Genomic DNA, 11,078 nt, shown 5'->3' on the forward strand with positions numbered 1-11,078 from the left:
CTGCGGCACCGCTCTGCGGCCTGAGGTCCGCAGAGCGGTGCCGCAGAGCGGTCGTCAGGCCGCCAATTGGGCCTCAAGCCGCCAAGCGGGCGGCGTCCCGGTGGATGCGCTCGGCCATGGAGCGCACGCCGTTTGAGCGCTTGGAGGTGAGGTGGGCGCCGAGGCCGATCTCCTTGAAGACCTTGAACACGTCGACCCGGCCGATCTCCTCCGGCGTCTTCCCGTCGTGCAGGGCCATCACCAGGGCGATCAGCCCCTTGGTGATCACGGAATCGCTGGTTCCGCGCAGGTGGAGGCGGGGCGGCGCCTCGGCCGGGTCGAGGCGCGATTCCACCCAGACCTGGCTCTCGCAGCCATGGACCCGGTTTTCCTCGGTGAGCAAGTCGTCGGGAAAGGGCGGCAGAGCCCGGCCGAGCTCGATCAGGTACTCGTAGCGGTCGGGCCCCTCGTCGAGGATGCTGAAATTGTCGATGATCGTCGCGATGGGTGGGAGCATGATCGGCCGGCGGACTCGGTGCGCGTCTGGGGTTCCCCGCATATAGGATATGCGGGGCGCGTTGCGATCCTCAGGCGGACGACTGCACCAGAACCTCGGGCAGTTGCAGCTCCAGGGGCTGGTCCATCGTGCCGACGCCGCGCACGGCGATCTCGGCCTGGGAGGCGTAGGCCGCGATGAGGCGGGGCCCGAGATTGGGCACCTCCAGCTTGCTGGGCGCGCCCCCCTCCCCCGCCCCTGAGACGATGGTGAGCCGCACGGGCCCGCCGGCCTGCGCGTCGATCTGGATATCGATGGCGCAGGCCACGGTCTCGGCCGTGGTGTCGAGGCATTCCGACACCACCTCGGCCACGATCATGCCGAGCGCGTTGGCGGTGCGCGGCTCGACGAGGCTGGTGCCGAGGCCGCCCACGGCGACGCCGATGCGGCCGGCCCGGCGCAGTTGCCCCAGGCCCGAGGCCAGGCGGTGCAGGTAGTCGCGCAGGTCGATCGAGGCGATGTGGGGCGCTTCGTGCAGGTGCTGCTGCACCAGCGCGATGGCGCGCACGCGCTGCCCGAGCGCCTCGAAGCTGCCCCGGCAGGGCGCCGGCGCGGCGCGGCCATAGAGCCCGATCAGGCTGACCATGACCTGGAGGTTGTTGCGGACGCGGTGATAGACCTCCGCCAGCAGCGCCTCCTTCTCCACCAGGGCGCGCTCCGAATGCTCCTCGGCGTGCTTGCGGTCGGTGATGTCGAAGCAGGTCCCGAGGAAGCCGACGAAGTCGCCGTTCTCGCGCAGCGGCTTGGCGGTGTCGAGGAGCCAGCGATAGGCCCCGTCGTGCCGGCGCAGACGGAATTCGGACGTGAAGGGCTCCTGGGCCTCGAAAGCCTTGGCCACGATGGCGGCGTGCCGCTCGAGATCGTCCGGGTGCAGGCCGCGGCGCCAGCCATGGCCGCTCTCCTCCTCGGGGGAGCGGCCCGTGAAGGCGAGCCAGGTCTCGTTGTGATGGACTGCGGCACCCTGCGTATCGGCGCGCCACATCATCAGGGGCACGAAATCGGCGAACCGCCGGAACTCCCCGCACCCCATCCCACTCACCGATGCCGCTTCGGTCGACGGCGTGTCCGCGGCCATGATACTCCGATCCACCCGTTCAAAGCGCCAGCCCCGCCCCAGGGCTTGCGCCGGACAACGTGCCGGGGGTGGCCCCGTTCCGATCCTACGTTGTGAAGACGGTGCATACCCTCGATGCGGTGGGCGGGGCGCTTCAGAGCATGGTGGGGAGGATGCGGTCGGGCGGCCGGTGTCCATCCATGAAGGTCTTGATGTTGATGATGACCTTCTCGCCCATGTCGACGCGGCTCTCGTGGGTGGCCGAGCCCATGTGCGGCAGGAGCACGACCTTGCCGGCGCGGGCCAGCTTGACGAGGCGCGGGCTCACCGCCGGCTCCTGCTCGAACACGTCGAGGCCGGCGCCGGAGATGTCGCCCGCCTCGAGCAGGCGGGCGAGCGCGGTCTCGTCGATGACCTCGCCGCGGGCGGTGTTCACCACCACGGCCTCGGGCTTGAGGAGCTTGAGGCGGCGGGCCGAGAGCAGGTGGTAGGTGGCCGGCGTGTGCGGGCAGTTCACCGACACGATGTCGACGCGGGCCAGCATCTGGTCGAGGGATTCCCAGTAGGTCGCGTCGAGGTCGCGCTCGATCTGGGCCGGCACCCGGCGGCGGTTGTGGTAGTGGATCGAGAGGCCGAAGGCCTTGGCGCGGCGGGCCAGGGCCTGCCCGATGCGGCCCATGCCGACGATGCCGAGGCGCTTGCCGGTGATACGGCGGCCGAGCATCCAGGTCGGCGACCAGCCCGTGGTCCAGGCGTCCTCGGGGATGATCCGGGCGCCCTCGGTGACGCGGCGGGCGACCGCCAGGATCAGCGCCATGGTCATGTCGGCGGTGTCCTCCGTGAGGACGCCGGGGGTGTTGGTGACGGTGATGCCGCGCTCCAGCGCCGCAGCCACGTCGATGTGATCGACGCCGTTGCCGAAATTGGCGATCAACCGCAGGTTGGGGCCGGCCTGGGCAAGCAGGCCCGAGTCGATCTCGTCGGTCACGGTCGGCACGAGCACGTCCGCCTCGCGCATGGCCGCCATCAGGGCCTCGGACGACATCGGGGCGTCGTCGGCGTTGAGGCGGATCTCGAAGAGTTCGCGCATGCGCGCCTCGACGACCTCGGGCAGACGCCGCGTGACGACCACGAGCGGCTTGCGCTTCAACGACGACATGCACCCTCCCCGCGAGCTCTCGCCGCGATCGCGGCCCGCCGCGCCAGAATCCGGACCGGCCGGTTTCGGCTTGATGCCCGGGGCGCGGACGACACCGCAAGCTTACCGCGCGTTAACCACGCGCCCGTCAAGACAGTCGGAACGACCGGGCCGGCAGCCGGATGGCTTAGCGCGACCCCGAGGCCTTTCCGGCCCCAGGCCTTCTCGACCTCATGTGGCCTCTCTAGCAGAGAGGCCGCGGAACACAATGGATGCCGGGGTCCGCCGCCGCGCTTCGGGCGCGGTCCCCGACCAGCGAAGGATACCGGACGATGCGCGCGCTTGCCCTGCTGCTGACCGCCCTTCTGGGCACCGTGCCCGCCCTGGCCGCTCCGGCGCCGAGCGCCGGGCCCGACGTCGCCCTGGGGCCGGTGACGAAGCTGCCGCTGCCGCGCTACGCCAGCCTGAAGACCGACCGGGTGAACCTGCGCGAGGGCCCCTCCAAGGACCACCGCACCCTCTGGGTGTTCCAGCGGGCGGGGCTCCCCATCGAGATCGTGGCCGAGTTCGAGACCTGGCGCCGCATCCGCGACTCGGAGGGTACCGAGGGCTGGGTGCTGCACTCGCTCCTCTCGGGCAGGCGGACCGCCATCGTCACCGCCCCCCGGGCGACCGACAAGGGCGCGGACAAGGTCGCGGTGCCGCTCTACGCCAAGGCGGACGAGGCGGCGGGCGAGGAGGCGCGCCTCCAGGCCGGCGTCATCGGCAGCGTCAAGGCCTGCACGGGCGCCTGGTGCCGGGTCGTCGTCTCCCTGCCGCAGAAGCGCGGCGACGTCGACGGCTACATCCGCCAGAACCGCCTCTGGGGCGTCTACCCGGACGAGAAGGTCGAGTAGCGCGGCGCCCGCCGGTCTCGGGACCGGTCTATTCAGGACTGGCGCTGCGGGACTGGCGCATGAACGTGTCGGGCGTGCCCGTCCCGTCGTGGACGAAGCGGATGTCCCGAGGCTCGCGCCGGGGCGTGTCGACGGAGAGGAAGACCATCGGCTCCTCCAGGATCTCCGGCACCGAGTGGACCACCCCCCGCTTGAAGAACACGAGCTTGCCCGGACCGACCTCCACGGGCGCCTCGTCGCCGAACTTCATCCGGCAGCGGCCCGAGAGGACGTAGAGATACTCGTCGCACGAGGCGTGGCTGTGCGGCGGCGTCGGGCTGTAGACCCGGAACACCCGGGCGCTGGCCGCCGGGTCGTCGGTGAAGCGGTGGTCCGCCACCATGGTGTCCGAGGTCTCGGGCAGGCGCGCGGCGTGCTCCGCGACGTCGAACACGCCGTGCGCCGTCAGGGTGTCATCGCTCATCCTCGATCCTCGCTCCTCTCCGGGCCGGCCCGGACTTCAACGTGCCTCACGACACTTAGCGCAGATCCGCGCCGGCCGCCTCCAGGCCGAATCCCTGCTCCGCCCCCCTCCACGCCCGCGCGGCATTTCGGCGACAGGCCCGCGCTTTTCCCGCCCGAGGCGGATTACGGCGCGCGCGGGCACGTGTCGCGGCCTTGGGCGAACAACGCAGTTCTATGTTGGAATAAGTAAAAAACATACGCCTTGCATGCGTATAATGAATCCTGCCAAGACATTACTCGGCCCGGGTAAGTTGATCACATCACGATCCTGCGAAGCCGCTGGTGCGTTCCCACGAATGGTCTTGGCTGTGTCCTGCTTTATGCTGCCCCTTTCCTCACGTCGCGTCGGTAACATCGTGCAGCGCGGACTGATGCTGACGCTTTTGTCCGGCGTCGCCTGGACCGGCGGCCCCTCGGGCCCCGTCCAAGCCCAGGATGCCAGCCAGACGGTGACCCTCGACACCCTCTCGGTGGAGGGCACCGGCAACGGCCGCAACGCGGCCGGCAACCAGCCCGGCGGCGCGGTCGGCCCGGTGCGCGGCTACGTGGCCACCGAGAGCCGGGTGGCCACCAAGACCGACACGCCGATCGTCGAGACCGCCCAGTCGATCTCGGTGATCGGCCGCAAGCAGATCGAAGACCAGAACGCGCTCACTCTCAACCAGGCCCTGCGCTACTCGCCCGGCGTTACCACCGAGCAGCGCGGCGGCGCCGGCGCGACCCGCCTCGACCAGTTCTACATCCGCGGCTTCGCTGCCCCGCTCTTCCTCGACGGCCTGCCGCTGCCCGGCAGCCGTGATGCCACGCCGTCTGTCGACCCCTACCGGGTGGAGCGCGTCGACATCATCAAGGGTCCGGCCTCGGTGCTCTACGGGCAGTCCGGCCCCGGCGGCATCGTCAACCTCGTCTCCAAGGTGCCGCGCTTCACGCAGCACGGCGAGATCTTCGTGCAGGGCGGCGGCTTCAGCGAAGTGCGCGGCGGCTTCGATGTCGGCGGCCCGATCCCGGCCGAGGCGGGCCCTCTCGCGGACCAGTTCGCCTATCGCGTGGTGGGCCTCGGCTGGAAGGGCGACGGCCCGGCGGTGACCACGCAGGTCGAGCGCTTCTTCATCAACCCCAGCCTCACCTGGCGGCCCTCGACCGACACCTCGCTCACCATCATCGGCAACTACCAGCGCGATCCGTTCTCGGGCTTCTACGGAGGCGTTCCGGCGGTGGGCTCGCTGTTCCCGCGCAATTTCGGCAATGGCAGTATCGGCCGTCTGCCGGTCGATTTCTACGATGGCGACCGCAACATCGAGCGCTCGGACCGCACGCAGGCCTCGATCAGCTACATCTTCGACCACCGCGTGAACGAGAACCTGCGCTTCCACTCCGCCGGCCGCTACCTGCGCACGGAGGGCAATTACCGGAGCGTCTATTCGAGCTTCGACGAAGTCTCGAACGGCCCGTTCACCAGCGGTCCGACGCTGGGACGGTTCGTCGGCGGAACGCGTGTGGGAATCGACGCCTACACCATCGACAGCAACGCAGTCGCGACGTTCGACACGGGGATCTTCGCTCACACGGCCCTCGTCGGCGTCGATCACCGGACGTTCGAGACCCGGACCCTGTCGGGGCCGTTCGTACCGGCGCCCAGCCTGAACCTGCTGAACCCGAACTACGAGATGAACATCGCCTTCCCGGCCTTCACGGCGGATGCGCGCATCACCTCCGAGCAGACCGGCGTCTACTTCCAAGACCAGATCAAGTTCGACCGCCTCGTGCTGACGCTGGGCGGCCGCTACGACGTCGCCCGCCAGTCCGGCCCCACCCGGACCCTCGCCACGGGCGCCATCGCCAACCAGAACGTCCCGTCCGACGCCTTCACGGGCCGGGCGAGCCTGCTCTACCTGTTCGACAACGGCTTTGCCCCGTATGTCTCCTACAGCGAGGCCTTCGAGCCGATCGTCAACGGCCGGATCTTCGACACCGCCTTCGGGACCGCCGGGCGCGTTCCCGACCCCGTCACCAGCGACCAGTTCGAGGCCGGCATCAAGTACCAGCCGCCCGGCACCGACATCCTGCTCACCGCCGCGGCCTTCGACATCCGCCGCTCCAACGCGACCCAGACGGACCCGACCCCCGGCCGTGGCGCGTTCGTGGTGCAGACCGGCGCGGTCGGCGTGCAGGGCGTCGAGTTCGAGGCGCGGGCGAACCTCAGCGAGAACCTGACGCTGATCGGCGGCGTCTCGCTCCTCGACATCCGCAACGTCGCGGACATCACCAACACCCGCAACGCGCTCACCGGCCAGAACGTGCCGCTTCTCGGCCGGAGCCCGGTGCAGGTGCCGGACACCACCATCTCGATGTTCGCGGATTACCGCTTCCTCGACGGCCCGCTGATCGGCCTCGGGCTCGGCGGCGGCGTGCGCTACCTCGGCTCGTCCTGGGGCGATCCGGCCAACACCTTCAAGGTTCCGGAGAGCGTCCTGGTCGACGCCCTCGCCACCTACGACCTGAAATACATCGATCCGACGCTGCAGGGCTTTACCATGCAGGTGAACGTGCAGAACCTCCTCGACGAGCAGTACGTCACCGGCTGCTTCGGGTATTCCGGCTGCTATTACGGCCTGCCCCGCACCGTCTACGCCACCCTGCGCTACCGCTGGTAAGCGCCGTCGCGCGACCACCACCATCTCCCGGAGGACGCGATGGGGACGACCTTCCGCCAGGCCATGGCCTGGCTCCACACCTGGTCCGGCCTCATCGTCGGCTGGATTCTGCTGGCGGTCTTCGTCACCGGCACGGCGAGCTACTACCGGGCCGACATCTCGCGCTGGATGCGGCCCGAGATCGGCCGGATCGCGCCACTCTCGCCCGACGCCATGGCGCGGGCGGCCACGCTCGGCGTCGCGCATCTCCAGCAGCATGCGGGCGGGGCACGGAGCTGGTTCATCGGCCTGCCGCAGCCGGACAGCCCGGTCGTCGACCTGTTCTGGCGGACGAAGCCCGGCACCCCGCCCGGACAGGCCCGCCTCGATCCGGACACGGGCGCGCCGGCCGCGATCCGCGAGACGAAGGGCGGCGATTTCCTCTACCGCTTCCACTTCGAGCTCCACATGCCCCCGCTCTGGGGCCGCTGGATCGTCGGCATCTGCGCCATGATCATGCTGGTGGCGCTGATCTCCGGCATCGTCACGCACCGGCGCATCTTCGCGGACTTCTTCACGCTGCGGCGGGACAAGGCGCCCCAGCGCGGCTGGCTCGACGCCCACAACGTCACCGGCGTGCTGGCGCTGCCCTTCCACCTCATGATCACCTACACGGGCATCGTCACCTTGAGCGTGATGTACATGCCCTGGGGCATCACCACGGCCTACAAGGGCGAGGCCCCGACGTTCTTCGCCGAGAGCGGCCAGATCCCGGCGCCGCGCGCCGCCGCCGGACAGCCCGGCACGCTGGCGCCCATCGGCCCGATGGTGCGCGCCGCCATGGCGACGGTCTCCGAGCCCCTCGAGCGCCTCGCGATCGTCAACCCGCGGGACGCGAACGCCGTGGTGACGGCGGTGTTCGAGGAGCCGCACGGGCTCTCGCACGAGCACCCGCAGATCGCCTTCGACGGGGTGACGGGGACGGTGCGCGAGGTCCGGCAGGGGGGCCTCAAGCCGGCGACCCGGACCTTCACCACGATGGTCGGCCTGCACGAGGCGCACTTCGCCGGGCCGGCCGTGCGGGGGCTGTTCTTCCTGTGCGGCCTGATGGGCTCGGCCATGGTGGCGACCGGGCTCGTGCTCTGGTCGGTGGCGCGCCTGCCGAAACCCGGCGCGCGGGCCCATCTCGGCCTGCGCCTCGTCCAGGCCCTCAACATCGGCAGCGTGGCGGGCCTGCCGGCGGGAATCGCGGTCTACTTCCTCGCCAACCGGCTGCTGCCGCCGGACCTGCCGGGGCGGGCGGACGGGGAAATCGCGGCCTTCTTCGCCGCCTGGGGGCTCGTGACCGTGGCGGCCCTCGCCGACCCGCAGCGCCGGGCGTGGCGGCTGGCGCTCGCGGCCACCGCCGGCCTCTACGGCGCGGTGGTCGCCGTCGACGTCGCCCTCGTGGATCACAACTGGGCCGGGCTCCTCGCCGGCGAGGCGCGCTTCGCGGGGTTCGACGCGACCCTCCTCGCCCTCGCGGGCCTGTTCGGCTTGGCGGCCCGCAAGGTCGCCCGCTACGCCGGCCCCCGGCGGGCGAGCCGGGCCGCCGAGGCACCGGCCCGGACGGCGCCGGCCCCTGCGGCGCGCGCGCCGCGCAGGACGGAGGCGCTCAGCGAGGCCTGACGTCGGCGTCCCGGCGACAAGGCCGGAGGCTCAGGCCTTCCGCGCCGTCCCGGAAGAACCGAGGCCATCGTCCTGCGAACCGCACCCGAGGGCCATGGCCGCGTGGGCGACACGGCGGGCCGCCAACGCGTACCAGAGCGGGCGGCGGATCTCGGTCGCGGGCTCTTGGACGTGGAGGCTCTTCGGGCGGTCTCGCGGCCTCGGGCGTTGACCGGTCAAGGGGGACGAACTCTGACGAATGGAGCCCGCGTCCTGGATCCGCTGTCGACCCTTCACAGACCTCTGGAGGTCCGCTTCACGGCAGCTTGGCGGAGGATGACCAAAATCCAGGTTGGGTGGAAAATGGTGTTTCAATGAACACGTAACGAACGCCCGGTTTCGTGCCGAAGTGGGAAATCCAGCCGCTCGTTAAGTCCCCGATGGTATGGATCAGAACTCGACCGAGTCACTTGGGTGGAGGACACGCTCCTTCAGGGCGTCCGACATCGGGAAGTTCAGGTTGTCGCCGTTGGGTGGGATCGGACTTTCGAACCACTTGGCGTAGAGCTTGGTGAAGGCGCCTGACGCCATCAGGCCCTTCAGGACGCCGTCCGCAAGCTCTTTGAACTCTGCGTCGCCCTTGGGCAGCATCAGTCCATAGGGCACCAAGGCATAAGTCTCGGGCAGGAAGGCGAACGCGGTCGGATCGGACGTGCGGGCCTTGAGGCTGGCAAGCAGGATGTCGTCTTCCATGAAGGCCGCCGCGCGCCCGCTCTGGAGCGTCAACATCGACTCGCCGTGGTCCTTGCCCTGGATAATGTTGAACGTGCCTCCCTTGGCCTTGATGCCGAACGCGAAGTTGGTGGCGTTCGAGCCCTGCGTGACCACGACGGCCTTGCCGTCGAGCCCCTTCACGTCCTGGATGCCCGACGAGACCTTGGTCAGCCACCGCGCGGAGGAGACAAAGATCGCGACCGTGAAGGAGACCTGCTTGAGCCGGGCGGCGCTGCTCGAAGTCGCCCCGCACTCCATATCGATGGTTCCGTTCTGGATGAGCGGAATGCGATTGGAGGAGTCCACCGGCTGAAGTTTGACGTCGAGCTTATCGAGCTTGAGATCGGCCTTGATCTTATCGACGACCACCGAGCACAGATCGAGGGAGAAGCCGGTCGGCTTCTGGTCCTTGCCAAGGTACGAAAACGGGATCGAAGCCTCGCGATAGCCGAGCGTCACGCTACCGGTCTGCTTGATTTTGGTCAGCGTCGGGCTCTCAGCGGATGCCGCACTCGCGGCGAGGCTGAGGGCGAGCGCGCAGGACACTCGTGTGGAAACGCGACCTGAGAACACGGCTTTGCTCCTCTCGATGAAATTGAACCCTTCCGGGCGGCGTTCTGGGATTGGGGGAGAAGCTGTTCGGCTGGTTAGCCGAGCTTCGACAGCACAGCGGTGCGAGCTTGCGGCATCCCTGGCGCATTCCTGGCGCGGATGGCGTCGACCAACCGGTCGATGTCGGCCGTGTTGTTGAACATGCCGAGGGACACCCGGATGCCGTCCCGCTCGGGCGAAACCCGGATGCCGGTGCTGGTGAAGTAGTCGAGCCAGTCCGCTGCCGGCAGCGCGATGACATAGATGTGCGGCGCGCGGTGCTCGCGGTTGCGGGGTCCGACCAAGCCGACATCGAGCTCGTCTAGACGCTCGATCAGGTAGTCGCCGAGATCAAAGCAGTGGTTCTGGATGTTCTCGATCCCCACCTTTCCGATGAGGTCGAGCGCCGCACCAAGCCCTTGGATGGCCGGCAGGTTGAAGTTGCCGAGTTCGAACCGCCCGGCGGTCGCCGGCAGGGCCATATTGTCCGCTCGCGCGATGAAATCCGCTGGCGGATTGGCGAGGCTGGCTGCCGCCATGTAGGCCGGTTCCAGTTCGATCCGTGCCGCGTCCCAATAGAGTAGGCCGAGCCCCTGAGGCACCAGCAGGCCCTTGTGCGTACCCGAGCCGATGAAGGTGGCCTTCATCGCCTTGGCGTCGATCGGCACGACGCCGATGCCCTGCATGACGTCCACGACGAAGTAGAGATCGCGCTGCGCGCACAGATCGCCGACGCTTTCCACGTCGAAACGGTGACCCGCGTGGAAGGTGACGTGCGACATGGAAATCGCCCGCGTCCGCTCGTCGATGTAGGGCTGGAAGCTCTCCGCGTTCACCACTTCGGTCATCGGGATGAAGACGATCTCGACGCCTTTTTTTTGCAAGTTGAGGAAGGCGTAAGCGTTGTTGGGATGATCACCATCGATCATCAGAACCTTGTCGCCAGCGTGCAGCGGGAGCGCATTGGCGGCGATGTTCATGCTTTCCGAGGTGTTCTTCGTGAAGGCAATTTCCTGGGGCTTGGCGCCCAGCAGGGTGGCGACCTTGACGCGAGTCTCCTCCAACCGACTGAGCCAGATCTGCTTCGGACCGGCGGTCTCAAAACCCTCCTGGAGAAAACGCTCGTAAGCTTCCTTCACGGGGCGAGAGAGCGGGGTCTGGAAGCCGCTGTCGAGATAGACCACGTGCTCGACAGCCGGAAACGCCTGACGAACGGCGGCGACGTCGTAGTGCTGGCTCATGATCCCTCCGGCGGCGCGGACGCGACGAGGCATTGCGCCGGGGCTTCCCGGCGCAATGCCTCGTC

At 68.8% G+C, this 11,078-nt stretch carries 9 protein-coding genes; 3 read left to right on the forward strand and 6 right to left on the reverse strand.

The genetic code is table 11. The annotated features are described in order from the left end of the window. Positions 1-73 precede the first annotated feature (73 nt). From MFF30_RS19955 to MFF30_RS19965, 3 genes are all read right to left on the reverse strand, one after another. Entirely contained in the window at positions 74-496 is a 423-nt protein-coding gene (locus MFF30_RS19955) for a SufE family protein (RefSeq protein ID WP_238281471.1), read from the reverse strand. Positions 497-566: 70 nt separating this feature from the next. Next, positions 567-1,610, reverse strand: a complete 1,044-nt coding sequence (locus MFF30_RS19960; protein WP_238281474.1) for a PAS domain S-box protein — start codon at positions 1,608-1,610, stop codon at positions 567-569. Positions 1,611-1,743: 133 nt separating this feature from the next. Next, complete coding sequence (locus MFF30_RS19965) at positions 1,744-2,748, reverse strand: 2-hydroxyacid dehydrogenase (RefSeq protein WP_238281477.1); 1,005 nt, start codon at positions 2,746-2,748, stop codon at positions 1,744-1,746. Positions 2,749-3,059: 311 nt separating this feature from the next. Between MFF30_RS19965 and MFF30_RS19970 the strand changes: the two genes are divergently transcribed. Next, complete coding sequence (locus MFF30_RS19970) at positions 3,060-3,623, forward strand: SH3 domain-containing protein (RefSeq protein ID WP_238281479.1); 564 nt, start codon at positions 3,060-3,062, stop codon at positions 3,621-3,623. Positions 3,624-3,651: 28 nt separating this feature from the next. Here MFF30_RS19970 and MFF30_RS19975 read toward each other — a convergent pair whose 3' ends face one another. Continuing rightward, positions 3,652-4,086, reverse strand: coding sequence for a cupin domain-containing protein (locus MFF30_RS19975; protein ID WP_238281481.1), 435 nt, complete (start codon positions 4,084-4,086; stop codon positions 3,652-3,654). Between the two features lie 361 nt (positions 4,087-4,447). On the opposite strand from MFF30_RS19975, the gene MFF30_RS19980 reads away from it, so the two are divergent. Both MFF30_RS19980 and MFF30_RS19985 read left to right on the forward strand, forming a co-directional pair. Next, on the forward strand, positions 4,448-6,781 hold the full coding sequence (locus tag MFF30_RS19980) for a TonB-dependent siderophore receptor (protein ID WP_373320953.1): 2,334 nt from the start codon (positions 4,448-4,450) through the stop codon (positions 6,779-6,781). A 39-nt stretch (positions 6,782-6,820) separates the two neighbouring features. Further along, positions 6,821-8,428, forward strand: coding sequence for a PepSY-associated TM helix domain-containing protein (locus tag MFF30_RS19985; protein WP_238281483.1), 1,608 nt, complete (start codon positions 6,821-6,823; stop codon positions 8,426-8,428). Between the two features lie 429 nt (positions 8,429-8,857). Here MFF30_RS19985 and MFF30_RS19990 read toward each other — a convergent pair whose 3' ends face one another. Both MFF30_RS19990 and MFF30_RS19995 read right to left on the reverse strand, forming a co-directional pair. Next, entirely contained in the window at positions 8,858-9,754 is an 897-nt protein-coding gene (locus tag MFF30_RS19990; protein WP_238281485.1) for an amino acid ABC transporter substrate-binding protein, read from the reverse strand. A 74-nt stretch (positions 9,755-9,828) separates the two neighbouring features. Beyond that, a complete protein-coding gene (locus MFF30_RS19995; RefSeq protein WP_238281489.1) occupies positions 9,829-11,013 on the reverse strand; it encodes an aminotransferase class V-fold PLP-dependent enzyme in 1,185 nt (394 codons plus the stop codon). Between the last annotated feature and the right edge of the window lie 65 nt (positions 11,014-11,078).

It is taken from the genome of Methylobacterium goesingense, from assembly GCF_022179225.1.
Lineage (GTDB): Bacteria > Pseudomonadota > Alphaproteobacteria > Rhizobiales > Beijerinckiaceae > Methylobacterium > Methylobacterium goesingense.